Here is a 26,463-nt window from a genome sequence, read left to right as displayed (position 1 = left end):
TTACGAACTCTTAACTTCTAACTCATAACTCCTAACTCTTAACTTTTAAAGCCCACTGAAGTTGTAGCCAACTCCTAATAACAAGCCCACATCAGTTTGATCGAAAAATCCGGCATTGATAGCAGCTGTTGCCGTAAATTGAGAAGTTAGAGGCACATCAATGCCACCAGACACCAAAAAGGCAAATTGCGAATCATCACCAGTTTTGTAAGCTGCACCTACTCCGACGTAAGGTGCGATCGCTAATGGTTCGCTAAAAGCATCTGCTGGTTTAAAGGTAAAATCGTAGGTGATCGGAAGTAGAACTGTGGTGTTATCCCCAAATATGGCTGAGGGTCGTATTGATATAGAATTTGTCAGTCCGATTTTACTAACTACCGCAAAGTTACCGTCGCCCAAAGACGTGTCACCACCACTCAAACCAATGTTAGCAGCGACGCCCAGATAGCTACTACCACCACTGGTAGTTCTACCTAAATCAATATCTGATTGCGCCACTTTGGTAGCAGATGGTTGAGCAGGAGTTTGAGAAGTCGGTTGTACAGGTTCAGAGGTTAGCGTTGCAGATGAGGTCGGCACTGTGCCTGGAACAGGTGTAGGTGTTAAACTAGCGTTTTTCTGTATCGCAGCGTTAGGCGATTGCTCTACCTTAGTTAAATTTGTGACTGTAAAAGTTTCAGTTGTTTCTGTAGAGAGGTTTTGGCTAAACTCGTTGGGAGACGCTACGGTTGCGGAAGGTTCAGTTAATGGCTGATTGCTCAACTTGTTTACTGTCTGGGCGCTTGCAGATAAACCGCTACTCACGAATGCAAGAGTAGCTAAACTTGGCAACCAAAAAACACCTTTACGAAGAAAAATAGTATTCACGTTCACTCCTAAAACAATGTTGCCACGAAAAATAAAGGTTTTTGTTGATTTAAATCAACAAATTCGGGCAATATTCAAAATTTAACATCAAAAAATCGGTTTTACATCCTGAATTTCCTTGATTTCTCTAGTTAATATTTACTAGCAAAAAATTAAATTTTATAGTAATCCTGAATCACTCGCGAAAAACAGGATACCCAACAACTTTTACAAAATCATGGATTTGTGGGTTGTAATTTTCACAAATTAAATAGAATTGATATATTTATTTGAAATATCCTGAATTTGATAGATGACAAATAGTCTCTTTGCTTAAAAGCAAGATAGTGTTTGTTAAGGAGGCGATGCCTACAGCGGGCTGCGCCAACGCGATTGCCATCTCTTCCATGAACGAAAGAAGTTTGTTAACATAACTGCCTTGCCATTAAAGGTAGCTAGATTGTGAAGTGATATTACAAAGCTTGCAAAAATATTTAGAAATTGCCTACAAGGCAAACATAGTTCTAACGTAGAACCTATTAGGAGAGACTTGAGGCAAATGTGATGAGCGAAAATAATATTCAAAAGTACCGGTTTGTCTGTACCCTGACTTTCGGTGATATCTACGGTCAAATAATTGTTTGGTTGATTACAATTACCCTAAGTTTGGCATCAGCTTTGGCGTTGATGGGTGCTAAACGGCCCGTGTACGCTTTAGCAACAGCGGGTCTCGTTGTTCTGCTATCGCTACCTTTCCTGTTGTTCGCGTTTGTCACTACCTTGTTAAATCATATTGAAGTCAGTCCTGTAGGGCCAGGAACCAAAATGGAACCCATACCAGGTAATGTCTCTCAGCAACAACCTGTACAAGCAACTAGCTAACATAGTTAGGAGTTATGAGTAGAGACGCGATTAATTGCGTCTGTACAGGAGTTATGAGCCACTCTATCTGTGCCATAACTCTTTGTTTTTAACTTTTCACTCCTAATTTCAAAATTTGTTACAACCTCCCTGTATAGAAGCAGGGAATTTTTTTGTAGAGATGCTACTGTTACAACCCACTAGCTGATTAATCACATCTCTACAATAGAACAGCAGTGGTTTGCAATCAGGGGGCTAATTATGCTGGAACACGATGTGATTGTTGTCGGGGGTGGATTGGCGGGATGTCGCGCTGCTGTAGAAATTGCCCGCACTGACCCCAATTTAAATATTGCTGTGGTTGCCAAAACCCACCCAATTCGTTCTCACTCAGTTGCAGCTCAAGGTGGTATGGCTGCATCGCTGAAAAATGTTGATTCCGAAGATAGTTGGGAAGCACACGCCTTTGATACTGTCAAGGGTTCTGATTACTTGGCAGACCAAGATGCTGTAGCGATTCTCGCCCAAGAAGCGCCAGATGTGGTAATTGACTTAGAACATCTCGGCGTTTTGTTCTCTCGCTTACCCGATGGGCGCATTGCCCAAAGAGCTTTTGGCGGACATTCTCACAACCGCACTTGTTACGCTGCTGACAAAACCGGTCACGCGATTTTACACGAATTGGTTAACAATTTGCGGCGTTATGGGGTGCAAGTTTATGAAGAGTGGTACGTGATGCGTCTCATTTTGGAAGAAAATGAGGCCAAGGGTGTGGTCATGTTCCATCTTTTGGATGGACATATAGAGGTGGTGCGGGCTAAGGCTGTGATGTTTGCCACAGGGGGCTATGGTCGCGTTTATAACACTACCTCTAATGATTACGCTTCTTCGGGTGATGGTTTGGCAATGACTGCGATCGCAGGTTTGCCCCTCGAAGATATGGAATTTGTGCAGTTTCATCCCACTGGTTTATATCCAGTAGGGGTGCTGATTTCGGAAGCAGTACGGGGTGAAGGGGCGTATCTGATTAACAGTGAAGGCGATCGCTTTATGGCGAATTATGCGCCCAGTCGGATGGAACTAGCTCCTCGTGATATTACCTCACGAGCGATCGCTTACGAAATTCGCGCTGGACGTGGTATTCATCTCAATGGCAGTGCTGGTGGCCCCTTTGTCTATCTGGATCTGCGCCATCTGGGCAAAGAAAAAATTATGAGTCGCGTTCCCTTCTGTTGGGAAGAAGCTCATCGTTTGGTAGGCGTTGACGCCGTAACTCAACCGATGCCAGTCCGTCCGACAATTCACTATTGTATGGGTGGTATACCAGTTAACACCGATGGTCAAGTTCGCAGTAGTGGTGATGGTTTAGTTGACGCTTTCTTTGCTGCGGGTGAAACAGCTTGTGTTTCCGTGCATGGGGCGAATCGTTTGGGGAGTAATTCACTATTAGAATGTGTAGTTTATGGTAAAAGAACTGGGGCTGCGATCGCCAAATTTGTGCAAAAACGGAAGTTACCTTCTGTAGATGAGCAACGGTATGTAACAGAAGGCCAGCAACAAATTCAAGCTTTGCTAGAACAACCAGGACAGTACCGCATTAACCAAGTCCGTGAAGCTTTTCAGGATTGTATGACTGAGTATTGTGGTGTTTTCCGCACTGAGGCATTAATGACTGAAGGTTTGCAGAAATTAGAAGAAATACAACAAAAATACCCACAAATTTATTTAGATGACAAAGGTAGTTGCTGGAATACAGAACTCGTGGAAGCTTTAGAATTACGAAGTTTGATGGTAGTAGGGCAGACCATTTTGGCATCAGCCCTAAATCGCCAAGAAAGTCGTGGCGCTCATTTCCGCGAAGATTATTCCCAGCGAGATGATACTAACTTTCTCAAACACACAATGGCTTACTATTCACCAGCAGGAATTGATATTCAATATCGACCGGTAGCGATTAATATGTTTGAGCCAAAAGTGCGGAAGTATTAGCCAAAAGTAAATTTATGTGAGAAATCGAGGGGACTACAAAATTTTTGTAGTCCCCTCGATTAAGAATATGAAATGATTAACTTATCAATCAGAACCTAATTGTTTCTGAATCACAGCTATTATCTTTTCTTCCCAAGCTGGATCATTTAATTGTATTGCAGGATCACGATGACGAGATTTTCGTCTATCCATGTAGGCATAAAAGGTTTCCTTATCATCTTTGTTGGTGAGAAAGTAACTCTTTAGCTGTTGGTCGCTCATTGTTGCATAGTTTACCTTATTCATGGTTCCATATTTCCATCTGGCGTAATTTCTAGCTCTATTCCTTCATGTTGCCCAGCTAATATAAAGGTCAAAAGATAGCGAATTAACAGAGAAAATCTTTTGAGTGTATAGTTAGCTACATAAACGATCCTCAAGCATCTAAGATATTATTGATCCGTAAAAAAACTGATTATACGATTACACTTGCTAAATCCCAAATTCAGCAAGTGCAGAAGATATTTTCTGTATGCAGTAAAATTCTGACTATAAAAACAAGATTTTTATTTAAAATATGAGCAATTCACAAACTTGGTATATTGTCAAGCGCTCTGCTGGAAACTGTGAAATTATCTCCAGCGACCAAGTTGGCGACGATAATTTAGAAATTATAGAACAGTGGGGGCCTTTTAGTTCGCAAGAAGAAGCGATCGCTCGACGTGTCGGACTTATTAGGGCTGGAAAGTGCAAACCAGTTTAAGTTAGTAGTTAGAAGTTGACAGTGATGGACTTTATTCCTAACTCCTCACTACTCACTCCTAACTGTATTCCTAACTCTTCATTTTTCTGCTGTAGATGTCCCCTGAACAGCAATTTTTTTACCTATCACTTCTACCGCTTTAGCGAATTGAGGGTCTGCGAGAGTAGCGAGTTTGTCACGTTCATGTAGCCACAAATCCTCCATCTGCTTTTTGCTCAAATCCACTTTCACATCTGGCGAAATGCCTTTGTGATTGATATCTGTACCATTTGGGGTATAGTAATGAGCAATTGTCACCGCTAATCCTGAACCATCTTCTAGGGGACGCACCGATTGCACTAGTCCCTTACCAAAGGTTTGAGTACCGACTAAAGTAGCACGCTTATTATCCTGCAAAGCCCCTGAGAGGATTTCACTGGCACTAGCGGAACCTTTATCTACCAGCACCACCAACGGTTTATTTGTCAAGGCTTTTCCGTTTGCTTCTTCCTTTTCCGCTTCTCCTTGGCGTTCAACAGTGGAGACAATCTTACCTTTATCTATCCACATCCGAGCAATATCGACACTGGAGAAGAGTAAGCCGCCTGGATTACCACGCAGATCGAGAATATATCCAGCTACCTTTTTGCTTTCTAAATTTTTGATAGCGGTTTGCATTTCTTTACCAGCATTGGCACTGAACTGGTTCAAACGGATGTAACCAAGATTGCCTGCTGGAGTTTTCTTTTCAGAAAACTTAACTGGATGGATTTCAATTCGCGCCCGTGTAATATCAAATTGTTTTATTTGCTTGTCGCGTTGAATAGTCAAGCTGACTTTCGATCCTGCTTCACCTCTAATCAAGGATACTGCCTGGTTAGTATCCATCCCCTTGGTATCTTTGCCGTCAATTTTGAGGATGATATCTTTTGCCAAAACACCAGCTTTAAAGGCTGGTGTATCTTCAATTGGCGCAATTACAACCAATTGCTTGGTTTTTTCATCCTGACTAATGGTGATCCCAATCCCTGTCAATTCTCCAGAGGTATCCACCTGCATATTCTTGAATTCCTCTGGACTCATAAACCGGGTGTATGGGTCATCTAGCTTTTTCAGCATTTCCCGAATGGACTTATATGCATCCTGCGGATTACTGTAGGACTTGCTCAAGTATTCCTTACGAACAGCCTGCCAATCTACCTGATTAAAAGTACCGTCTACATATTGGCGTTGAACAATTTGCCAAACTTCATCTACTAGTTCTTTGGGACTTGCTTTAAATAAAGCCTGACCTCGCGAATGAATGCCAAGGCTAGTAACAGCGATCGTGGAGAGTGTAACTGCCGTAGCACCCAAAACAAGCCTATTTTTTGTAATCACCATAATGACAGCTGCGTCAGAGGGAAAATAATATAGTCAGTATGCTCAATCTAACACAGGCTACCACTGTACAGACCGAGTATGTATCCTTAATTTAAACAAAATACTTGACAATCCGGCGACCTTGATGGTTAAAAGATACAAAGTTTTTGGGGATTGGGTATGGGGCATTGGGCATTGGGCATTGGGCATTGGGCATTGAGAAGAGACAAGGTAGAAGGGGAAGATAAGGAGAGACTTGTTCAATAATTCCCCGTTGTCCCCCCTTGCCTCCCCTGCTCCCCTGCTCCCCTGCTCCCCTGCTCCCCTGCTCCTCTGCTCCCTTTAAGGTTCTACCCAGCGTTCATCTGCCTTAATGAGGTTAATTAATTCCTCTACACCTTTATCTTCTGGGACTTTTTTAATTTCTTCCCGACCACGATACAAAGAAATATAACCAGGTGTTTTGCCAACATACCCATAGTCGGCATCTGCCATTTCTCCGGGGCCATTGACAATACAACCCATCACTGCAATATCTAGTCCAGTTAAGTGTTTAGTGGCTTCCCGGACTTTGTGCAGTACTTCCTCTAGATTAAACAAAGTGCGCCCACAGGAAGGACAAGCGACGTACTCCACCATCGTTTTTCGCAATCCCAAAGCTTGGAGAATGCTGTAACAGACGGGAATTTCTTTTTCCGGTGCTTCTGTTAGTGAGACACGAATTGTATCGCCAATGCCATCAGCAAGTAAGGTAGCAATACCAGCCGTAGATTTAATTCGCCCGTATTCGCCATCACCGGCTTCCGTAACGCCTAAATGTAACGGGTAATCCATACCCAGTTCATCCATGCGCTTGGCCATCAGGCGATAGGCGGCTAGCATCACTGGTACTCGTGAGGCTTTCATGGAAATTACCAAGTTACGGAAATCCAAGGATTCACAGATGCGAATGAATTCTATAGCAGATTCCACCATGCCTTCGGGGGTGTCACCGTAGGTAAATAGCATCCTTTCTGCGAGGGAACCGTGATTTACCCCAATTCGCATAGATTTACCTTGATCGCGCAAAGAAACTACCAGAGGTTCTAGGGTTTCGCGGATTTTATCGCCAATTTCGTCAAATTCGGATTTAGTATACTCGGTTCGATTGACGTTGGGCTTTTCAAAGACATATAACCCCGGATTAATCCGCACTTTTTCTATGTGCTTGGAGACTTCCACGGCGATTTTTAGTCCGTTGTGATGGACATCAGCCACAATGGGCACATCTTGGTAAGTTTTAATTAATTTTTGTTTAATTTCTGCTAAAGCTTTAGCATGAGCCATACTCGGCACTGTGACGCGGACAATTTCGCAGCCTATTTCGTGCAGACGACGAATACCAGCCACGGAACCATCAATATCAAGGGTGTCTTCGTTAATCATTGACTGCACTACAACGGGGTAGCCACCGCCAATGGTGACATTTCCCACCTTTACGGGGCGGGTTTTACGCCGCTTGATAGTTGTATCAAAGGTAGGTTGGCTGGATGTAGTATTTGAAGTATCTACTATGGGCAGAGTTTGCATAACCTGATTAGGTAAATTTGCTGTCGTTAAAATATCAGATTTGATAAATCTCTGTTTCCCAGATTGCCACAGGTGGTGGCTCTTTTGGTGATTAGATAGAAAAAAAGGAAAATAAGACAGGCAAAGAAATAAAGAGCAATTTAAAGGTTTTGCTCATTTATTAAAGATATATTGCTGAAAAATTCTTTTAACTGAGTAGCTTGAGTGCGATCGTTTTAACCTGACTAAGTTGCGTTGCTCCTAAATTTACAGACACCAGATACTATCCGCTTTGACTATACCTCCATATTCATGGGAGAAAACATATTGACCAGATTCTAAACCAGTGACATATTCCTCTAGCCAGTTCTGAAAACTTGAAGCGACGAGTTTTCTCTTGGCGTCATCGTGCCACATCTGAATAATTTGTCCAATTTTGCCACCTTTAGCAGGAGCTAAGTCTAGACAATCGTGATTGCCAGCACCGTCATAGGTTAGTGGTATCCATAACGGACTCCACCAATCTGTACAAATTCCTATTCCTGGTTCTGGCTGACTTTCAGAATCATCGAAATTACCTCCATCTAGAAGTTCCTTCCAAACTTGCGATTCATCTTGAATGCGTTCAAGAGATAGAAATTATCGTCCATTAATCAGCCCATAATCGTAAGCTAATTGTCCATTATGGATACGGTAAGAACTCTTGACATCATCAGGAAACTGTATCAGCAGAGCATCTTCTACTGCCTCGATCTGACTCTCTGATGCTCCAGGGTTCAATGTATCAAGAACTTGTGGAGTATTAGCTTTGAGCCAGAATTCTATTCTTGTCCAAATTTCCTGCATACCTGTAGCTGCCTCGAATATAAATATTTTCCCTTATGGTTGGTTTACAGATGAGTGGTTAAATCAACGGTTGGTGATGTTGCGAAGCTTGGATGACAGCGATCGCTAGATTTGTGTTTTACAATACAAATATACTATTGAGCGTAAACTTGAGGAAATTTGGGGATTGAAATCATAGATGTTATTACAGAATAAAAGCGGCTGTAATTATGAACACCCAAATAACACCTCAACTACCAATTCCCCCACACTTTAACCCTGAAGAAGCGAGCGAAGTCTGGCGCGTACCTTACCAAGAACGTGCCGCCGAAGCTGAAATCTGGGCAAAACAACACGATATCAAACCTGCATCTTTAGATAAAACTCGTATTTGCCTACTATTAATTGATGTCCAAAACACCTTCTGCATCCCCGGTTTTGAATTATTTGTAGGTGGAAAATCTGGGAAAGGGGCGGTGGATGATAATGTCAGATTATGTGAGTTTATCTATCGCAACTTGGGAGTAATTACAAAAATTGTACCTACTCTAGATACCCACACAGCAACCCAAATCTTCCATCCGATCTTTTGGGTGAACGCTGCCGGAGAACATCCTACTCCAGCCGCGACTAGCATTACACCAGCAGATATTGAACAAGGTATTTGGAAAGTCAACCCAGCAGTTGCTAACAGTGTTACCAATGGGGATTATGAATTATTAGAAAAACACGCTTACCATTACCTTAAAAAACTCAGTCAAGACGGTAAATATCCCCTTACTGTTTGGCCTTATCATTCTATGTTGGGTGGTATTGGTCATGCTCTAGTATCATCAGTAGAAGAAGCGATATTTTTCCACGGCATTGTGCGTCAGAGTCAGACGCAATTTGAAATCAAAGGTGAGAATCCCTTAACAGAAAATTATTCTATTTTGCGTCCAGAGGTGTTGGAAGATTTTGAGCAACGTTCACTCGCTCAAAAGAACACGCGCCTGATTAAACAACTTTTAGAATATGATGCAGTAATTATTGGTGGTCAAGCTAAAAGTCACTGTGTTGCTTGGACAATTGACGATTTATTAACAGAAATTAAACAGGTAGATGCTACCCTGACCAAAAAAATCTATCTACTGGAAGATTGCACTTCCCCCGTTGTTGTCCCTGGTGTTGTGGACTACACAGAACAGGCAGATGCAGCATTTACAAGGTTTACAGAGGCAGGAATGCACATCGTAAAATCTAGCGAAAATATAGCATCTTTTTTTTAACGCAAAGGATCGCAAAGGTTTCGCAGAGGAACACAGAGATTTCCTCTGCGTTTCAAAACGAACTTCATTTTTTCAAATAGCCTTTTGGATCTTCTGCTACCCAACCCAGAGATGAACTAGAACGCACTTCAAAATGGAGGTGCGGTTGAGGGGAACTTGGTTTTCCACTAGTTCCTACTGTTCCCAGTAAGTCTCCTTTTTTCACTTGTTGGCCAACACTAACTTTGATGCTGTCAAGCTGGGCGTAGCGGCTTTGAAGTCCGCCACTGTGATTAATAATGACCAATTTGCCATAAGAACCTCGATCGCTGGCAAAGGCTACAGTTCCAGGTGCGATCGCTACCACATTACTACCAACTGGTGCTAATAAGTCAACACCACTATGGAAGAAAACTTCACCTGTCCCAGGATTTATTTGCCAGCCGTAAGCTAATCCTACATTTGCTACTTGTGCTAAGGGATATCCCGATAAAGATGCACGGTTTGGTGTACCTGCATCAGTAGGTAAAGGGGACTTAGTTACAACACCATTGGGCGACCAATTTACCCCCGGAACAAACACGATTCTGGGGTTTTGTTGGCAGCCATTCACCTCAAACAGGCTATCAGCGCGAACTTTGTATTGTGCTGCCACTTGTCGCCAAGTTTGACCGCGAGGCACTTCGACTACAATCCCATTGTAGGGAGGAATTTGAAGCACACTACCAACGGCGGCAGCTGCACCGTTCTGCAAAGCTGGATTCATGCCAATAATAGTTGTCGGAATGAGATTGTAGCGCTGCGCTATGCTCTCCAAAGTTTCGCCACGAACAACTTTATGGCGTTGGAAGCGAGATAGGGCTGGAGTTGAGCAACCACTTACAGCAGCGTTAGCACTGTTTGAGTATGGCAGTATGCTTACTAGGCCCAAGGCGCTTAAGCTACAGAGAAATAGTTGACGAAAGGGTAAAGTCATGTATAAAGGTCAATAGCGCATTAACTTTAGATTTTAGATGGGAAGAATGGGAATTGGGGAGCAGAGGAGCAGGGGAGACAAGGGGGGCAAGAGGGACAAGGGGGAATTATTGAAAATCTCTCCCAAGTCTCCCCTTCTTTCTTGTCTTTTTTGTCTCTTCTCCATGCTTAATGCCCAATTCCCAATGTCCAATCCCCAATGCCCAATCCCCAATGACAAATGCCCAATCCCTAATTTCTCGTAAATTGATCTGTCCACTTGCCGTTCGCTTGACTACACTTAGAAATTAGCAACTGCATTGCTGTTCTTGAGCAAAACAATATGAAGTTATCCTTAAAGCAACTGGCGGTTTATGTGTTTTTACTGGTAATTGGCGGTGGTGCAGGTTTGTTTGGCAGTCGCTATTTCATTCCCCAAAATCGCTCGTTCCAACAGCTAAAAAATGTAACAATGGCTTCGCCTCCAGAATCCATAGTTCCGAATTCTCCTAACGGAGCTATTGGGGCTACTGGTGGCGATAACGTGAATTTTATTGCGACGGCAGTGCAAAAAGTTGGCCCGGCTGTAGTGCGAATTAATGCGACTCGCAAGGTAGCCAATCCTATCTCTGACGCTTTGAAAAATCCCATCTTGCGGCGATTCTTCGGAGAGGATGACCAACCAATTCCTCAAGAACGCATTGAGCGCGGTACAGGATCGGGATTTATTTTGAGCGATGATGGAGAATTACTCACCAACGCTCATGTAGTAGCAGATACAGATACAGTGCAAGTTACCCTCAAAGATGGTCGCAGTTTAGAGGGGAAAGTGGTAGGAGTTGATTCTGTGACAGATGTGGCGGTAGTGAAAATAAAAGCGAATGATTTGCCGACGGTAAAACTGGGCAATTCACAAAACCTGATTCCAGGGCAATGGGCGATCGCTATTGGCAATCCTTTGGGTTTAGATAATACTGTCACTATCGGTATCATCAGCGCTACGGATCGCACTAGCACTCAAGTTGGTGTCCCCGATAAGCGAGTCAGCTTTATCCAAACTGATGCCGCTATTAACCCTGGTAATTCTGGTGGCCCCTTATTAAACGCTCAAGGCGAGGTGATTGGTATTAACACAGCCATCCGCGCTGATGCTCAAGGACTCGGTTTTGCCATCCCCATTGAAACCGCCGCCCGCATCGCTAATGAACTTTTTACTAAAGGGCGTGTAGAACATCCCTTCTTGGGTGTTGAAATGGCAGACCTGTCTCCCATCAGAAAACAGCAGATTAATCAAGAAAATCAACTGAATATTCAGCAGGATGCTGGAATTGTGATTAAAGGAGTCACAGATGATTCCCCAGCCAAGCGTGGAGGACTACTTCCTGGAGACGTGATTCAAAAAATTAACGGGAAACCAGTCAAAACTTCAGCCCAAGTTCAGAGGCTGGTAGAGTCGAGCAAAGTTGGAGACATAATAGCGATCGAAGTCAACCGCAGTGGTAAAGTTCAAACCTTCAAAGTCCAATCAGGAGCTTATCCTGAAAAGAACTAGTCAAAATGATTCGTAATTTCTAGAGAGGGTCATTCCGAATTACGAATTAGTGATTATTTGGTCAATAGTCCCAGAATGTTTGACTAGCGACTATTAACTATTGGCCATTAGACAAATGCTCTAACTGCATTCTTTGTTCCATCTGGCGCAGAAAATACCCCGTCATCATGGCCGACGCTAGAAGTCCAGCTAAATTCTCCCGATCTGTTGTGATTTGCACGTTGAAATTTTCTGCCGGGAGCATTCCCACTAGTCCTTGGACATTTTGCGAGATGATTTGTTTAATTTCGGGGCTGGCGGACTGAGCAACCCTAGCTAAAACATCAGGAGACTGATGCTGTAGATATTTAAGTAACTGATTAGGGTATTCCTCAGAGTGGTCGGAAACAAGTTGATTAGGGTGTTCCTCGGAGTTGTCATTCAAAAAGTCAGGATTAAACACCATTGGCAGTTTTATTTAGCTTAATTGCTAACTCTACTCTAAACCATAGAACAAGAGTAGCGCATTCACCACGGGTATAAGTCAAGAGGAGGGGAGTGGGGCAGAGGAGGCAGGAGGCAGGGGGCAGGGAGCAAAGAGGTAATTTTTATTCTTCCCCGTGCTTCCTATTCCCTATTCCCTATTCTCTACTCGCCACTGTTTTTAGTTCTAGTTCTAGTTCTAGTTCTAGTTGTTCTTCCTTCTGACTTGTAGAAAGTATTTGTGGAAGTTGTTCGATTTGGAAATATTGATGGAATTTTGGGGTCACTTGGAGTGAGTAAGAGCGAGAATCGCTGTCTCGGCGTTTGCGGATGAAACCAAGTTCAACGAGTTCTGGGACGTGCTGATATACTCCTGAACCGCGTAGGTTAATCAAGTCGCTTTGGAGTATGGGACTATTAAGGGCGATCGCTGCCAAAGTTCGCAATGCACCTACACCCAATTCTACTGGGATCATCGTTTGCACTAAGTCATGAAAATCAGACCGGAGTTGCAAACTGTAACCATCTGGAGTTTCTACTACCTCTAGGGCACTATCTCGGTGGGCATAGTTGTCCATTAGTTCAATTATGCCTTCTTTGACAGTGGCGCGATCGCACGCGGCATACTCGGCGATTTCGCCGAGCGACAAGGGTTTACCCTTTAAATAGAGAATTGCTTCTATCTTCGTCGCTGTGGCTGTAATCATTTAGTCATTAGTCGTTTGTCATTGGTCATTAGTCATTGGTCATTAGTACATGACAACTAACAATCAACAATCAACAAGTGTGTGGCATTGTATCATAAATTGTCAAAGTATTTTTTAAAATTGGGCATTGGGCATTGGGCAAAACAGTGTTGAGTAATGAGTAATGAGTGCTGAGTTAGGAGTTATTCTCCCCCTGCTCCTCTGCTCCTCTGCTCCTCTGCTCCTCTGCTCCCCTGCTCCCCAGTCCCTCTATTTGTGAGAATAAATTCTGCGATCGCTAAATCTTGTGGAGTGGTCACTTTTAAATTTGTCTCTTCTCCCTCGACAATTCGGACTTCGATGCCGCACTTTTCAAATAAGGCAGCGTCGTCAGTTACTTCCCAATCTTGACGGACTCCTTCAGCATGGCACTGTTTCAACAACTTGACATCAAATCCTTGGGGAGTTTGTGCTGCCCATAGTTGTCGTCTGTCGGGTGTTTCTTGAATTATGCCTTGTTCGTTGACAACTTTGATGGTGTCTTTGACGGGTACACCAGCAATTAAACCGGGACAGTGGCGAATGGCCTCGGCACAAGAGTTAAATAAATCTGGTGTTACCAGGCATCTAGCACCATCGTGAATCAACACTTGTTCTGCGGCTATTGGCAGAGATTGCAAGCCATTGTAAACAGATTCTTGGCGGGTGGAGCCACCTTGAATCAATTCCACTGGTTTAGTCAGCTTCAGATCGGCGAGAATTGCATTGAACTCTGGCCAATCGCTAGACTGAGAAATGATCCCGATCCAACTGATTGTACTGGCGGCTTCTGCGGCTAATAAAGTCCAAGCAATAATTGGTTGCGATCGCACTCTTAGCAGGAGTTTATTGCGGTTACTACCCATTCTTTTTCCGATTCCCGCAGCTGGAATTAGTAAATACACAGAATTCCTCAATCTTTAAGCTATATATTTTCCCCTAAAATAGGGAGCGAGTAAGCGTCAATAAATATTATGCGAGTAGTAGCCCTTGTACCTGGCGGAATTGGCGACCAAATTCTCTTCTTTCCGACTCTAGATGACCTGAAGCGCCATTACCCTGATGCTCAGATAGATGTCGTTGTTGAACCCCGGTCAAAGGCTGCCTACCGAGTGAGCAAGTCAGTTCACGAGGTGCTGAACTTTGATTTTAATGACCGTAACAGTCTGGCAGATTGGGGTAATTTAGTGGGGACAATTCGCGATCGCGAATACGATGTTGCCATTGCTGTTAAGCAAAATTGGTTGGTGGGTCTTTTACTCTGGTTGACGGGAATTCCTATACGCATTGGCTACCAAGGCAAAGGATCGGGTTTTCTTACCCATACTGTGCCGTTGAAATCATCCCAGTATGTCGCAGCAGTTTATCACGACTTGCTGCAACCGTTGGAAATAAATAGCCCTGTCCCAGAGTTAGCAGTAAATGTACCAAAACCAGATATTGAATGGGCACAAAAGGAACAAAAACGTTTAGGGGTTCATGAAACAGGCTATATCTTGATTCATGGGGGTTCTGGCCAGTTATCCCAGGCTAAAGAACTGGATAAAATCTACCCTGTCGAGAATTGGCAACAAATTATTCAAGCCTTCCAACAAAAGCAGCCGGATTTACCTGTGGTGCTTATTAAGGGGCTTGATGATGAGCTGTTTGTGCGATCGCTTCTGGAGTCTTCTCCAGATATCAAGGTGACTGCCCCAGATGATATTGGTAAGTTAACTGCCATAATTGCTGGGGCAAATTTGATGTTATCTACTGATAGCGCGGCCCTACAGCTGAGTGTTGCAGTCCAAACTTATACCATTGCCATCTTTGGGCCCAGCAATCCAGCTAAGTTGTTGCCGAAAAACGATAAATTCCTAGCTATTGAATCCCTTACGGGAAAAACGGCGGATATTTCACCAAACACAGTTTTAGAGAAAATTTGGGGTGGCTAAACCAGTAGTTTTCCCAAACTTAGATACCTAGAACAGACAGTAAGCCTCAAAACCTCTCTCCTGGAAAGAGAGAGGTGAATATATAATGCATACAAATGAAAAGCTCTATAATTTATCACTCAGCCGTTGTCACAAGTTGGCAACGGCTTTCAGTTTTTATTTAGACAAATCGATAACAAAGAACATTTTCTCAAAACTCTTTTATCACCTATTAGCTATTTAAAATATTTCAAAAAAAGCATCATCTAATTCATAACCTAGAATTTGCGCCATAGACTTTAGGCGCGAGAGGCTGGGTATGTTTTGTTGTTTCAGCCAATCACCTAAAATAAAGATTTTGTGCATCAAAAATATCTCTAAGGCTTCAGGATTGTACTGAATACCTTCTTGAGAACTAAACTGGTGTGGTACAAGCATGGCGGTATAACGGGCAAATTCCCCAGCTTTCCAATCTAGTAAAAATGGCAACCAGGGATATTTGGCATCTAGACGCACAAACCACAGGCGCACCTCTGGAATTTCTGAGAGTTCCCGTGGGTCTCCAGGCTGGAGATCGTAATTGACATCAAAGCGTAGCTGCTGTTCGTGGGATACAATCCCATCTTGCAGCATTTTTTCAATCACCGTTGATGCAGGGGACAGATCCAGATTGTTAATGAAGTCATTATTGAGTGCGATCGCAATTGTCATTGATTTAGCAGCCACCTTCTTGATGCTCAACTGTAGGATCGAGAATATACAGTAGCAGCTTTCAGGGATTGACGCTACATTGACTTTTGATCGCACAATGTCTTTTTCATAAATAAATTAGTATTTACTGATACTTTTTGCTGATAATTTCGTCAACCCATACAAGGTTTAAACACAAGTCTGACCTCGATCAAATTTATTTGATACTTTTGCTTAATTTTCGGTGATTATAACAAATATACATTTAGTTACTAGCTTTGATATGAGCCACTGGCTATCGCTATTCACTTCACTGATTTTTACTAAAATTAAATGTTACTTTTATCATTGCTATAATTACTCGCATCTAATTAAATAATTACTACACGATTAATATGGTACGCCATTAGAATCAGCTTCCTTGGGCAAGGCAATGGCTGCCCCAAGGTGGACATTTACAGCAATTTTAAGTTAAAGTTGTAATGAGTTTGTTTTAGATTAAGGTCTGACAAAGTAGCCGTTAACAAGCAAAAAAAATCATAATCGCCACCTGTCACTTTCACAGCATCAAAAGCCAAAACATAAGTACAGGTGAGACAGCGGTGTGCAATATCATTGCATATATTAAATAACCAATAAACATTTAGACGGGAAAATTCCCCCCAACAGTTAACAAGCTGTAATATGCAAAAACAAACAATTACTACAAAACCAATTCGTTCCTTAGAAGATGCACTTGAGCGCTGTCAAATCCTGGGTATGCGCGTCAGTCGTCAGCGTCGCTTTATTCTGGAATTACTTTGGCAAGCAAATGAACATCTTGCTGCAAGAGAAATTTACGATCGCTTGAACCAACAAGGCAAAGAGATCGGTCATACCTCTGTTTATCAAAATTTAGAAGCACTATCCAGTCAAGGTATTATTGAGTGTATTGAACGCTGTGATGGACGTTTGTACGGCAACATTAGTGACTCTCACAGTCATATAAACTGTTTGGATACAAATCAAATTCTTGATGTTCATGTGGAACTACCAGAAGATTTGATCCGCAAAATTGAAGAAGAAACAGGAGTGCGGATTACTGAGTACAGTATTAACTTTTTTGGCTACCGCAATCCGCAAGAGGTCTAGGGAGCAGGGAGCAGGGGAGCAGAGGAGCAGGGGGGCAGGGGAGCAGAGGAGCAGGGGGGCAGGGGAGCAGGGGAGCAGGGGGGCAAGGAGGAATTATTGAAAATCTCTCCCTTGTTTCTTTTGTCTCTTCTCCATGCCCAATGCCCAATGCCCAATGCCCAATGCCCAATGCCCAATGCCCCATACCCCATACCCTATTCTCCAATTGAATTCTTACCAAAAACTGTCTCATCATCGGCATCATCATCATCTAAATCTACTGATAAAATTGCGCCTTCACAGCTTTCAATTAGTCCGATCGCAGGGGTTTCGTTCCAATTAACGTTTGTATTTGGCGTGATTTTCACAGTGTTTAAAAAGCGCTGCTGCGATGCCTGCGGCGGTAAACTACGCAAATGTTTCAGTTTTTGAAACAACTCTTTAGAGAACAAGGCTCCATTATCAGCAGCCAATTTTTTGTCACTCGCCGCAAGGATGGCGTCAAATAAGCAGGCGTTGGTGAGATCGGCAGAATTAAGATTTGTCCCCATCAGGTTTGCCTGTTGCAGGTTTGCGCCTGTGAGATTTGCCTGTTGTAAATTCGCACCTGCGAGGTTTGCGTGTTGTAAGTTAGCACCTGCGAGGTTCGCCTGTTGCAAATTGGCTCCAGCCAAATTCGCCCCTGTTAACTCCGCATTAGATAAATTTGTTTGCTCAAGATTTACCCCAGTTAACATCACTTGCAATAAAGAGGCTCCCAATAAATTCAGTCCAGCCAGAGACTTGATTCGGGTTGCGAAGGCACTTTTATGTAAAACCGTTGTCCTAGCAATTAGCACACTCAACACTTCTGGATTGAATTCTGTCAAATTGACTGGATTCCCACAAGGCCAAAATGGAACTTTTGTTTCTCGGTAGCAAGCACAAAGCAATAAAAATACATTCAGTCCCACCGCAGCATTCACCTGTTCAACATTCACAGGGTTTTGCAGTGCATGAAAATTAGTCAAAGCGTTGTGCGCTATCCCCTCATCTAACCAACGTCCTTGAGAGTAAGCACGCCAGAAAGATAAAAGACGTTGAAATAAAACTTCAAACGAAAATTTGTGCTTTTGCTGGCGACGCAATCCGGCGATCGCTAGTTCTTCTATTTCTTGGCTAAGTATCCCGTAACCTAATAAATTATAAATATTCTGAGCTACGCTACTGGAATCAAGTACAAAAGTGGGCGTACCATAAGCCTCATCTTGGTACTGAGTCAGAAGTTTAAGTTGGACAACAATAGCATCTGCACAAAGAGATTCTCCTAACTTGAGATGCGAAAACTCAATTAAACTACTTTTCGCTGCGCTTTCACCTGAGCTTTTTACATCCCAAATTTTAAAATAAAACGCTGGTAAAGTATTAAATTCACCAGTTAGATTAATTTGATGACGTTGCGAGTGTAAAATTTTGAGAGCGATCGCTTGCATCTGCTTGAGTAAATCTTGGGGATGACGATCGGCGAGTAGATTAGCGATCGCTTCTGGAGTCCGATGAATATGAGCTGTACCCGAACGCAGTAACATCGTCTTGATCCCACCAATTAACGGATAACCCAACAACCATCGACTCAGACGATGATGAATTTCCCATAACAGAAAAGACTTTTGGGTATTAGCTGCTAACTGCAATAGTTCATCATCTAGCAATCCCTCACGGTGCAAGAGGCCTAATAAATGCAGCATTAGGGGTTGACGGATAAGGGGAGATAATTCGCTTAACTTTGATTGGCTATTAAATAACCCTGCCTGTTTTAATAATGTAAATAAATTTTGAGCAATGGGTAATGATTGCACTTTTGCCCACTGTTGAAACCATTGCTTGAATTCGTCTACATCCAATGGCTGAATAATAATTCGCCTCAATAATAGCGGTAGTTCCGAGACGATTTCTGGTAAAGTCGTTGAGCGACTTGTCAACACAATTTTGTGGCGGTGCTGAGATTGAAGGTTTAGTAATTGCTGAATAAAAATTGCTTGTGCCCTGATACCCTGGACAGAATGGGGCAGTTCATCCAAACCATCCAGCAGCAACAGACAAGGGAGATTTTCTTGCTCTAACCAAGTTGAAAGATTAACACCAAAGGCAGAATTTAGAGTTTCGATTAAAGTTTTACCGTATTTTACATCTCGCAACCTAATTACTATAGGCATCCAAGTAGGGTACAATTCCTGTGCTACCTGTGCTGCCCAAAGTTGGCAAAAACTAGTTTTTCCATAACCTGGTTCTGACTCAATAACAGCGATCGTTTCTAAATCAGTTAACTGTTGCTGCGCCCATGTTTTTAAATCAACTGGTTTAACAGCTTTTTTATCTTGTTCAGAAATATTTTCTTCTATTGGTAAGCCTTTTTGTGGCACATAGATATCCTTAAGAGCAAAGGATTCCATCAGTAAAGGGATACTGAGGTTTTTAATCAAACTTGCACGGTAATGTTCTCGGTGCAAATCAATTTTTTCACTGACTGTAGAACCAACTTCTGGGGTAATGAAACTGGGAGATAATGAGATCCCCAAACGGAAAAATTTTTGCAGTTGGGCTAAAGGTGCAGCATTCTCAGTGACGACTACTAGTATGTCACCAGGAAGTGAGTTGACTAAACGCTGTGTTAGAAGTTTTGCTTCCGGTTCCTCTGCACCATTGGCAACTAACCAAGCGATAGTAGCATTATTTATTTGTTGCACTAGTAATGAATCTGCAACCGAAGACAGTGCTTGTTCAGCTTGAGTATCAGTCAATTTACCTGGGCTGAGAGTTTTTAGCAATCCTTGTAGTTGCGAATCTTGGAAAATGAGTTTACCCACATCTTCTTTAAGTATGTGTGCTTGTATGGGTATAATTGCTCGGTCTAACCACGGTTTTTGTAGGCTTGCTTCCTGCTCTAGAATTGCTTGCAAAGCTTGGAGATAGGCAATTTGAAACGCTAGCCATGTCCCTTCGTTACGTTTTAACGGTTTTTTTTGGCTGAGGCTACGCAACAGGTTTTCTGTCAACTGGGAAATGACACTAATTTCTTCCCAAACAATACTTAAGGGCAGTTCTAAAACCTCTACCAAGATACAGATATCAAAAGGCATCAGGCTTTTGAGTTCCATATCCTGAACAATACGGTAGGCAATACCTGCCAATTGCCCCTCAGAAAACTCTCTGATTTGATTGATTGCGATATGGCGTTCTGCCAACCAGTGCCGAATACTCAGGTTCATTTAATCACACAGTGAAAGCTGTTTATGGCAATTACGATCGATTTATCAGTTTGCGAAAACAGATGACAATGGGGAAGACAAAGTTTTATATCAAAGTTGTTTTCTGATTGGTAAAAAACAGTGCCGATCTAATTGAGTGGATTATGAGCGATCGCCCTTTAAAATTATTGTTAATCGACCAAGACCCGATTTTTCGTCTGGGATTACGGGTAGCTCTGGAAGCGATTCCTAACCTGGAAGCGATCGCAGTTGTAGAAACTGATACCATTGCCTTGCAGATTCTAGCAGAAATTGCCGAAAAAGACCCCAACCAGGTAAATTTGATAGTTTTAGAATTTGGCAATGGTCGCTCTACCACCAGTCAACAGCTAGGTTTACAATTCTGTCGGCAACTCAGAGCCTTATATCCCAACCTACCAATCCTGCTCCTCAGTTCTATTCAAGAACAAGGACTGCTATTAGCTGCGAAATCTATTGGTATCAATGGCTACTGCTCCAAAGGTACACCACTTCCTGAGTTAATCGCCGCCATCCAAGAAGTTGCAGATGGTGGTTCTTACTGGTTCCAGGACACAGAAGCAGTAATAACTCCTAACTCCTGTAGAGACGCGATTAATCGCGTCTCTACTCCCTACTCCTCACTCCCCTTCTTTAAACTGCGAAATAATTTACGTTTGTCAGGAATCGCTAACATTGATGCTACCCTAGCCGCAGTAACAGCACAATTACAAACTCCCGGACTACCAGTACTAGATCGAGCCATTCTAGCTGGACAGCGGCGAGAACTACTAGCAGCTCGTTGGTTGCTAAATCGGTTATTGGTTTCATCACAAGAAAGGCAAGAGGAACAGATTCCGCTTGCAGATGAGCCACCTTTGACTCCTTTATTAAGTGGTGCCATTCAGCAAAGGCAAACTGTATTACCTTTACTGAGTCCGGGAACCCTACAATCTGCCTTGTTTACATCTTGTGTTGCTAAACTTCAATTTCCTTTACGAAATATCACAGATATACCTTTAGAAATTGATATCTTTCGTGAAGATAAAAAACGGGAATTACTTTATCTAATCCTACAAAAATTAGCTGAACAGTTGGATGAACTGCGTACTTCTCAAATAGAGATAAATCAATTGTATGAACTACAAAATACTTTGCTATGTGATTTATGGCAAGCAGCAATTACAGATTTTTTTGGAAAATTTTCTCGAATAAAAATAGTTAATCAAAACATAGAAATTGTTAATTTGTTGCTGCAAAATACAGAGATTGTACAAAGAGAGATTATCAATAAAATTCCGCTAGTTTGTGAGTTGTATTCTTATCTGTTATTTCAAACAGAATTGAACATTGATAATACCTCCTATCCAGTAGTAAGTGCCGAAGCTAAGTCTCAAGCATTAATGATTTTAGAGAACCTATTGATTCAGGTAGCGAATGGAGTAGTGCAACCACTATTAAATTATTTAGCAGATGTAGAAGAGATTAAGCAAAACTTTTATAGACGCCAATTGATTTCTACAAGAGAAATTGAACGATTTAGAAATGATTTGTCGTGGAAATATAGATTAAAAAATTATATAAACGAGCCAAAAGCAGTTTTTGAAAGTCGGTATGAACTATTTGTAATTGCGCCTCGTGGCATTGCCAATACTTCAGTTTATGCCCCTCGAAATCAGGAGTTAGTAAAACTTTCTAATATTCCCTTAGTAGTGACATTGCTCCTAGAATTTAGTGATGCGATCGCACCGCGTTTAAAATCACTATTAGCCGTTTTCGGTAGCGGTATAGTTTTTATCCTTACCCAAATAGTTGGTCGGGGTTTAGGTTTAATCGGTCGTGGTATTCTTCAAGGTATTGGTAGCGTTTCGTCAGTAGAAAAGAACTTTAAACGAAATAGCGATCGACCTAAGTGAAGAGTAGGAGGGATGAAGAAAATAAGGAGGACAAGGTAAATAACTTAATGACAAATGACCAATGACAAATGACAAATGACAAATAATTTTATTGGACTAGCAATTTCTTATGTTTACGCTATCAGTCTGCTTGTGATTGGCGAGGGACTACGTAGGCTATTTGGTGTAAAGCCAGATTTGACCCGCAAAGTAATTCATATTGGTGCAGGGATGTGGGCTTTCGGAGTCCTGCTACTGTTTAAGAATTGGGAAATCGGAATTATACCTTTTGCTACCTTTATCGGACTGAACTACTTGTTTTACCGCTACCGAATCATCGGCGCAATGGATACCCAGGATAGCTCACCTGGTACGGTTTATTTTGCGATCTCAGTGACACTACTGTTCGGGCTACTGTGGCGACCAGATGGGCCAGTAGATAGCGTTGCGATCGCCGTAGCTGGGATAATGGCAATGACCTGGGGTGACGCACTAGCAGCATTAATCGGTAAACGTTTTGGGCAACATAAATACCAAGTGGGAAGTTCTGTGCGTTCCTGGGAAGGTTCAGCAGCAATGTTTATAGCAAGTACAGTAGTGATTTTCTTAGTGCTGTTACTGCTACCTGGTTCTTTGCTAAGTCCCCTAGCAACGCCTTTAAGTTTCGGATGGGCATTGTTGACGGCGGTGGTAACTGCTACTTTTGCAACCCTAGTAGAGGCAGTCTCGCCCCACGGCACAGATAACCTCAGCGTACCTCTAACAGCGGCGGGAGTAGTTTGGATTTTCATGCAGGGTTTTTAAGGCACTTTTAATTACTTCGTTCCCAATCTACAACTAGAATTTCAGCCACTCATAATATAGATTCTCAATAAAAATAGCTATTTCAGTGCGATATCTGCGGCGGGCTGTGACGCTTGACGGCTCACTAACGCTGCGCTATCGGTATCGCACTATTAATTCAGCGATTTATACCCCTAATTTTTAGCACCTAACTTTGGAGTACTGCTACTTCATACTACAATACTACTATTTTGAAATTGGCAGTGTTCGTAAACACAAGATGTCTGTGATCGAGAACACATATTTTTTGATTGAGACAACTATATGATCTTCCCCACATAGACATACAGCAAGAATACATCTTGTAACCCGATTTCCATCTTTTTTCTCTTAACTCCAGCGATATACCGTTATGCTTCATTTTCTGATTAAGCAGAAATTGTCAAAGCATACCTGAAAGGATTTCCCACAATTGAAGAAGGCAGAAGCCTGTAAGTATCAATCAAAACTTTAGTTGTGGGTGATTGCCCATTACTAGAACAAAATTGTGTCGAGATATGTAACAGCAGACACAAAGCATTCTTGCTTCAATCTCATGCTTTTAAGCGTGGAATTAAAGCAAAAATGCCTTCATACCTCGTACCTTCTGGCTTCTGAATGCATTTTTCATCAAAAAACAACTCTAGCAACATAGGTACAATCAATATGAACTTTAAACAATTTGGTGTATTACTGTCTATATCTACAATTCTTGGAATCAACGCGATCGCGACTAAGGTTTTGGCTGACGAGCCTAGTATTACTTTTGGAGATGCAATCGGGTCTGGTGGATGTAAGGTTGCCGATCAGCTTGTTGGAGAGGATGGTAGAACCTTATCGCTCATCTTGGATAACTTTAGTGCATTCAGTGGTGACCGTAAAAAGTGTATTTTACGCGTTCAAAGTTTTATTCCAAGTGGTTTCATTGTCCAAAATGTACAAGTACTGTACCAAGGAACTACTGATATTAATAGCAAGAGTAAAGGTACCAGCTTAAGCAGAACTTATAGCTTTAGTGGTGGTGCTCTTGGTCAAGCCGTAGCTCCCCCTAAAACTAGCAAGTTTACATCTAGTAAGGCATTTGCAGAGCAAGATGAGATTACTGTTTTAGCTGCTACAGGTTTATGTAGTGGTGGTGGACAAGGATTATTAGGTATTAATCTGACTGCACAATCCTCAGCAGGAAGTTCTATTTTTGTTGATACAGCCGATCTCAATGCTGGAGATGTGATACTTTCTTTTGACCTAAAGCGTTGTTAGTAGTTGTTTTTAGCGATTCTGTGGATAGATGGTGATACACGCACCAAATTCCAAATTTAGTGGTCTTCAATGAGTGGTGAGTCTAAATCCCCCACTCATTGAATCTACCAAATGTATTCTTCTTTCAAATTACAAATTTCTATTGATGGAGAGGAAGTTATGTTGAAATTGAGTGATGCACGTAATTTTTTCATATTAATGTGCTTGTTTTTTTTCTGTTATGATGCCAATTCATCTAGCACTGCTACTCCAGTAAACAACCAGCCACGATTTTCGGTTAACAGAGGATGTAATATAAGCTTCAATCCGCAAATAAATCAGTTTACGCTTCGCGCTCCTATAACTGTAAAGGCACAATCATCAAGGGCTAGATGTATCATTAGAATTGATACCTCTAATACTCAAAAGCAATTTAGACTTGTGCCTTTAGCTGTAAAAGGTGTAGTCAAGAAAGCACCAGCACAAGTAGCTATCTCATCATTTTTACTTGGCGATAAACCAACTCCATATCAAATGATGTATGGAAGTGCGATGAATTTTGATTTGACTAATCAAATACCTCCAACTAACTATACAACTACAGGAAAAAGTGTTTTAGGCATTAATTTAGTATTAACAACAACTGGAGGAGAATTAGAGTTGACAGATTTAAAATTTGCACTTCAACAAAAATAATAAGCTTAATTTTGAGGGATGCTCCCCAATTCTGATGACGTTGCGTTTGCGATCGAGGTGCCATCAATATTAGCAAAGGCAGCGAGAACTGCAAAGTCAGTAATGATATAGGACTAATATCTGATTTTTGAACGAGATTTTAGATAAAATCCTTAGAAAACGGGCTTTTCAGTCTCAAAATGTTTTCAGAAATCAAATTGGAGTCCTATATCAATACCTTGTTTAAGTTATTATAGTGACAACTCCGTACGTAAGTGCTAATTCCAATTGCGGCGAAAATGGAAGAAGCCTTCTAAAAACTCTTGCAAAGGAATGTTAGTATTTAACTTTTGCTTACTCCACTCTCTTGCAGTTCGTTCCAAAATTTCTGAAAAACTGAAGTAGGCAGGAGATAAATTTGCTAGATGTTTGACTTTTATTTTTTGTGATATTGCCAAGGCAATCAAATTAATTAATTCTCCAGCTTCTGCCCCCAATATCGAAGCCCCTAAAATTTCTCCATTGCGTAGCACAATTAATTTACACATACCAGTAGTTTCATCCCGAAGTTGGGCTGCTGCCACTGTTTTAAAATACTGTCGCAAAACTAAAACTTCATCTCGACGAAATTGGCGTTTTGCCTGTGCCTCTGTCAAACCCACTTGCGCCAGCATCGGCGCAGAAAATATCGCCCAAGGAATTGAGGAATAATTTACTCGTAATCTAGGGAAAAATAGTGCATTGTTCAGGGCAATTTTTGCTTCATAATTAGCGATATTGGCAAAGTCGTAACCACCAATTACATCACCACAAGCATAAATGCGGTGGTTAGTAGTTTGCAGTTTATCATTTACTACTAAGCTACGCCGATGCCATTTCACACCTACTGTTGCCAAATTTAGAAATTCAAGATTCGGCTGTTGGCCAGTCGCCACTAAAATTTCATCAGTTTCAATGGCCTTATCTCCTGCTTGAATCCACTTTTTATTTTCAATTACCCTCACCTGAGTTACTGGTTTTTCGGTAAGTACGCGCACACCTTCGACTTCTAGCTGCGCTTGAAGCAATGTAGCTATCTCAGGGTCTAGATATGGAAGAACATAAGGATGCTTGACTACCAGCGTCACACTGCAACCAAACCTTGCTAAAGTTTGAGCAATTTCAATACTTTGGGGAATTCCACCGATAATTACCCAATTTTTGGGTAATGTCGCTCCCCGGAAAGATTGCCAAATATTAGAAAGGGTTAGATAGCCAGTGGCTTGTAATCCTGCAATCTCTGGAATTTCTGGATGCGAACCACTGGCTAGCAAATAAGTACGGGCACGTAGTAGGCGATTGTTAACGGCAAAAGCCAATTGAGGTGAAGATTGAAACTGACCACTGCCAACGATCGCATCGACTCCCTGCGCAGCTAGAATGGCTGGGGAATACTGTTCTTGGAGATTTGAAGCGGCGCATTGAGCATACAGCATCGCTTCTTGCCATGCCATAGATATCTGACATTCTTCTGAGGTATCAGTGTGTGTGGCATGAATACCAAAACCACCCGCATCCTTCAACTTCTGCGCTAGTTTACCAATTTCGGTAAGAGCATAGTGATGAGTAAACCCGTAGTCTACTTTGGGTTGTACCAGAGCAACTGTAGCACGTAATTGGGTTGCAGCAAGTGCAGCATAGTATCCAGCAAGACTGCCACCAATAATTACAACATCGTAGTCAACGGTCACGTGAATTTAGATTAGAGTTAGGAGTTAGCAGTTAGGAGTTAAGAGTTAGGAG

At 42.1% G+C, this 26,463-nt stretch carries 23 protein-coding genes and 1 pseudogene; 12 read left to right on the top strand and 12 right to left on the bottom strand.

Annotated features, from left to right (window positions below):
- Positions 1-45: 45 nt before the first annotated feature.
- Entirely contained in the window at positions 46-867 is an 822-nt protein-coding gene (locus tag RM049_RS00925; protein ID WP_322702847.1) for a hypothetical protein, read from the bottom strand.
- Positions 868-1,410: 543 nt separating this feature from the next.
- Here RM049_RS00925 and RM049_RS00920 point away from each other — a divergent pair.
- Positions 1,411-1,728 (top strand): hypothetical protein, encoded by a 318-nt coding sequence (locus RM049_RS00920; RefSeq protein ID WP_099102821.1) that lies wholly within the window; start codon positions 1,411-1,413, stop codon positions 1,726-1,728.
- 240 nt (positions 1,729-1,968) lie between these two features.
- The gene (locus tag RM049_RS00915; protein ID WP_322702846.1) at positions 1,969-3,696 is read left to right on the top strand and encodes a succinate dehydrogenase/fumarate reductase flavoprotein subunit; all 1,728 of its coding nucleotides are present in this window, start codon (positions 1,969-1,971) and stop codon (positions 3,694-3,696) included.
- Between the two features lie 84 nt (positions 3,697-3,780).
- Here the strand turns inward: RM049_RS00915 and RM049_RS00910 are convergent, their stop codons facing one another.
- The gene (locus RM049_RS00910) at positions 3,781-3,981 is read right to left on the bottom strand and encodes a DUF6887 family protein (RefSeq protein WP_322702845.1); all 201 of its coding nucleotides are present in this window, start codon (positions 3,979-3,981) and stop codon (positions 3,781-3,783) included.
- A gap of 271 nt (positions 3,982-4,252) precedes the next feature.
- On the opposite strand from RM049_RS00910, the gene RM049_RS00905 reads away from it, so the two are divergent.
- Positions 4,253-4,438 (top strand): DDE transposase family protein, encoded by a 186-nt coding sequence (locus RM049_RS00905; protein ID WP_322702844.1) that lies wholly within the window; start codon positions 4,253-4,255, stop codon positions 4,436-4,438.
- 78 nt (positions 4,439-4,516) lie between these two features.
- On the opposite strand, the gene ctpC is transcribed toward RM049_RS00905, so the two are convergent.
- From ctpC to RM049_RS00890, 3 genes and pseudogenes are all read right to left on the bottom strand, one after another.
- Positions 4,517-5,800, bottom strand: a complete 1,284-nt coding sequence (gene ctpC, locus RM049_RS00900; protein ID WP_322702843.1) for a carboxyl-terminal processing protease CtpC — start codon at positions 5,798-5,800, stop codon at positions 4,517-4,519.
- 321 nt (positions 5,801-6,121) lie between these two features.
- Positions 6,122-7,348 carry a (E)-4-hydroxy-3-methylbut-2-enyl-diphosphate synthase gene (gene ispG / locus RM049_RS00895; RefSeq protein WP_322702842.1) on the bottom strand — a complete coding sequence of 409 codons (1,227 nt, stop codon included), beginning with the start codon at positions 7,346-7,348 and terminating at the stop codon, positions 6,122-6,124.
- 246 nt (positions 7,349-7,594) lie between these two features.
- A pseudogene (locus tag RM049_RS00890) lies at positions 7,595-8,173 on the bottom strand (SMI1/KNR4 family protein).
- Here RM049_RS00890 and RM049_RS00885 point away from each other — a divergent pair.
- A complete protein-coding gene (locus tag RM049_RS00885) occupies positions 8,136-8,282 on the top strand; it encodes a hypothetical protein (protein WP_322702841.1) in 147 nt (48 codons plus the stop codon). The pseudogene RM049_RS00890 and the gene RM049_RS00885 overlap by 38 nt on opposite strands.
- Positions 8,283-8,382: 100 nt before the next feature.
- Positions 8,383-9,420, top strand: coding sequence for an isochorismatase (locus RM049_RS00880; RefSeq protein ID WP_322702840.1), 1,038 nt, complete (start codon positions 8,383-8,385; stop codon positions 9,418-9,420).
- A 64-nt stretch (positions 9,421-9,484) separates the two neighbouring features.
- Here RM049_RS00880 and RM049_RS00875 read toward each other — a convergent pair whose 3' ends face one another.
- A complete protein-coding gene (locus RM049_RS00875) occupies positions 9,485-10,375 on the bottom strand; it encodes a M23 family metallopeptidase (RefSeq protein ID WP_322702839.1) in 891 nt (296 codons plus the stop codon).
- Between the two features lie 321 nt (positions 10,376-10,696).
- Here RM049_RS00875 and RM049_RS00870 point away from each other — a divergent pair, with 321 nt between their 5' ends.
- Positions 10,697-11,905, top strand: coding sequence for an HhoA/HhoB/HtrA family serine endopeptidase (locus RM049_RS00870; RefSeq protein ID WP_322702838.1), 1,209 nt, complete (start codon positions 10,697-10,699; stop codon positions 11,903-11,905).
- A 97-nt stretch (positions 11,906-12,002) separates the two neighbouring features.
- Here RM049_RS00870 and RM049_RS00865 read toward each other — a convergent pair whose 3' ends face one another.
- The 3 genes from RM049_RS00865 to ispD all read right to left on the bottom strand — a co-directional run bounded on the left by RM049_RS00865 (position 12,003) and on the right by ispD (position 13,997).
- Positions 12,003-12,350, bottom strand: a complete 348-nt coding sequence (locus RM049_RS00865) for a DUF760 domain-containing protein (protein ID WP_322671763.1) — start codon at positions 12,348-12,350, stop codon at positions 12,003-12,005.
- Between the two features lie 175 nt (positions 12,351-12,525).
- Positions 12,526-13,074: an SMC-Scp complex subunit ScpB gene (gene scpB / locus RM049_RS00860; RefSeq protein ID WP_322671762.1), complete on the bottom strand. Its 549-nt coding sequence runs from the start codon at positions 13,072-13,074 to the stop codon at positions 12,526-12,528.
- 182 nt (positions 13,075-13,256) lie between these two features.
- Positions 13,257-13,997 (bottom strand): 2-C-methyl-D-erythritol 4-phosphate cytidylyltransferase, encoded by a 741-nt coding sequence (ispD, locus tag RM049_RS00855; RefSeq protein ID WP_322702837.1) that lies wholly within the window; start codon positions 13,995-13,997, stop codon positions 13,257-13,259.
- A gap of 69 nt (positions 13,998-14,066) precedes the next feature.
- Here ispD and RM049_RS00850 point away from each other — a divergent pair, with 69 nt between their 5' ends.
- Entirely contained in the window at positions 14,067-15,026 is a 960-nt protein-coding gene (locus RM049_RS00850; RefSeq protein WP_322671760.1) for a glycosyltransferase family 9 protein, read from the top strand.
- Between the two features lie 219 nt (positions 15,027-15,245).
- Here RM049_RS00850 and RM049_RS00845 read toward each other — a convergent pair whose 3' ends face one another.
- Entirely contained in the window at positions 15,246-15,716 is a 471-nt protein-coding gene (locus RM049_RS00845; protein WP_322702902.1) for a CRR6 family NdhI maturation factor, read from the bottom strand.
- 663 nt (positions 15,717-16,379) lie between these two features.
- On the opposite strand from RM049_RS00845, the gene RM049_RS00840 reads away from it, so the two are divergent.
- On the top strand, positions 16,380-16,826 hold the full coding sequence (locus RM049_RS00840) for a Fur family transcriptional regulator (RefSeq protein ID WP_322671759.1): 447 nt from the start codon (positions 16,380-16,382) through the stop codon (positions 16,824-16,826).
- Positions 16,827-17,020: 194 nt separating this feature from the next.
- On the opposite strand, the gene RM049_RS00835 is transcribed toward RM049_RS00840, so the two are convergent.
- Positions 17,021-20,053, bottom strand: coding sequence for a pentapeptide repeat-containing protein (locus tag RM049_RS00835; protein ID WP_322702836.1), 3,033 nt, complete (start codon positions 20,051-20,053; stop codon positions 17,021-17,023).
- 143 nt (positions 20,054-20,196) lie between these two features.
- Here RM049_RS00835 and RM049_RS00830 point away from each other — a divergent pair, with 143 nt between their 5' ends.
- The 4 genes from RM049_RS00830 (at position 20,197) to RM049_RS00815 (ending at position 24,702) form a co-directional block, all read left to right on the top strand.
- Positions 20,197-21,966, top strand: a complete 1,770-nt coding sequence (locus tag RM049_RS00830) for a DUF3685 domain-containing protein (RefSeq protein WP_322702901.1) — start codon at positions 20,197-20,199, stop codon at positions 21,964-21,966.
- A 75-nt stretch (positions 21,967-22,041) separates the two neighbouring features.
- Positions 22,042-22,749: a phosphatidate cytidylyltransferase gene (locus RM049_RS00825; RefSeq protein ID WP_322702835.1), complete on the top strand. Its 708-nt coding sequence runs from the start codon at positions 22,042-22,044 to the stop codon at positions 22,747-22,749.
- A gap of 684 nt (positions 22,750-23,433) precedes the next feature.
- Entirely contained in the window at positions 23,434-24,027 is a 594-nt protein-coding gene (locus RM049_RS00820) for a DUF4360 domain-containing protein (protein WP_322702834.1), read from the top strand.
- A 159-nt stretch (positions 24,028-24,186) separates the two neighbouring features.
- Positions 24,187-24,702 (top strand): hypothetical protein, encoded by a 516-nt coding sequence (locus RM049_RS00815; RefSeq protein WP_322702833.1) that lies wholly within the window; start codon positions 24,187-24,189, stop codon positions 24,700-24,702.
- Positions 24,703-24,959: 257 nt separating this feature from the next.
- Here RM049_RS00815 and RM049_RS00810 read toward each other — a convergent pair whose 3' ends face one another.
- On the bottom strand, positions 24,960-26,411 hold the full coding sequence (locus RM049_RS00810) for an NAD(P)/FAD-dependent oxidoreductase (protein WP_322702832.1): 1,452 nt from the start codon (positions 26,409-26,411) through the stop codon (positions 24,960-24,962).
- Positions 26,412-26,463 lie beyond the last annotated feature (52 nt).

The sequence above is a fragment of the Nostoc sp. DedQUE04 genome (assembly GCF_034530995.1).
Classification (GTDB): Bacteria; Cyanobacteriota; Cyanobacteriia; order Cyanobacteriales; family Nostocaceae; genus Nostoc.
The sequence above is the reverse complement of the archived record's forward strand: the minus strand, read 5'-3'. Positions and strand labels throughout refer to the sequence as shown.

What these genes read in the sequence shown, in the direction of transcription:
- RM049_RS00915 (WP_322702846.1), top strand. Translation starts at nt 1,969, where the DNA reads ATGCTGGAACACGATGTGATTGTTGTCGGGGGTGGATTGGCGGGATGT.
- ispG (WP_322702842.1), bottom strand. Translation starts at nt 7,348, where the DNA reads ATGCAAACTCTGCCCATAGTAGATACTTCAAATACTACATCCAGCCAA.
- RM049_RS00875 (WP_322702839.1), bottom strand. Translation starts at nt 10,375, where the DNA reads ATGACTTTACCCTTTCGTCAACTATTTCTCTGTAGCTTAAGCGCCTTG.
- RM049_RS00865 (WP_322671763.1), bottom strand. Translation starts at nt 12,350, where the DNA reads ATGGTGTTTAATCCTGACTTTTTGAATGACAACTCCGAGGAACACCCT.
- RM049_RS00910 (WP_322702845.1), bottom strand. Translation starts at nt 3,981, where the DNA reads ATGAATAAGGTAAACTATGCAACAATGAGCGACCAACAGCTAAAGAGT.
- RM049_RS00835 (WP_322702836.1), bottom strand. Translation starts at nt 20,053, where the DNA reads ATGAACCTGAGTATTCGGCACTGGTTGGCAGAACGCCATATCGCAATC.
- RM049_RS00845 (WP_322702902.1), bottom strand. Translation starts at nt 15,716, where the DNA reads ATGACAATTGCGATCGCACTCAATAATGACTTCATTAACAATCTGGAT.
- RM049_RS00870 (WP_322702838.1), top strand. Translation starts at nt 10,697, where the DNA reads ATGAAGTTATCCTTAAAGCAACTGGCGGTTTATGTGTTTTTACTGGTA.
- RM049_RS00830 (WP_322702901.1), top strand. Translation starts at nt 20,197, where the DNA reads ATGAGCGATCGCCCTTTAAAATTATTGTTAATCGACCAAGACCCGATT.
- RM049_RS00825 (WP_322702835.1), top strand. Translation starts at nt 22,042, where the DNA reads ATGACAAATAATTTTATTGGACTAGCAATTTCTTATGTTTACGCTATC.
- RM049_RS00905 (WP_322702844.1), top strand. Translation starts at nt 4,253, where the DNA reads ATGAGCAATTCACAAACTTGGTATATTGTCAAGCGCTCTGCTGGAAAC.
- scpB (WP_322671762.1), bottom strand. Translation starts at nt 13,074, where the DNA reads ATGATTACAGCCACAGCGACGAAGATAGAAGCAATTCTCTATTTAAAG.
- RM049_RS00840 (WP_322671759.1), top strand. Translation starts at nt 16,380, where the DNA reads ATGCAAAAACAAACAATTACTACAAAACCAATTCGTTCCTTAGAAGAT.
- RM049_RS00850 (WP_322671760.1), top strand. Translation starts at nt 14,067, where the DNA reads ATGCGAGTAGTAGCCCTTGTACCTGGCGGAATTGGCGACCAAATTCTC.
- RM049_RS00815 (WP_322702833.1), top strand. Translation starts at nt 24,187, where the DNA reads ATGTTGAAATTGAGTGATGCACGTAATTTTTTCATATTAATGTGCTTG.
- RM049_RS00880 (WP_322702840.1), top strand. Translation starts at nt 8,383, where the DNA reads ATGAACACCCAAATAACACCTCAACTACCAATTCCCCCACACTTTAAC.
- RM049_RS00920 (WP_099102821.1), top strand. Translation starts at nt 1,411, where the DNA reads ATGAGCGAAAATAATATTCAAAAGTACCGGTTTGTCTGTACCCTGACT.
- ctpC (WP_322702843.1), bottom strand. Translation starts at nt 5,800, where the DNA reads ATGGTGATTACAAAAAATAGGCTTGTTTTGGGTGCTACGGCAGTTACA.
- RM049_RS00820 (WP_322702834.1), top strand. Translation starts at nt 23,434, where the DNA reads ATGAACTTTAAACAATTTGGTGTATTACTGTCTATATCTACAATTCTT.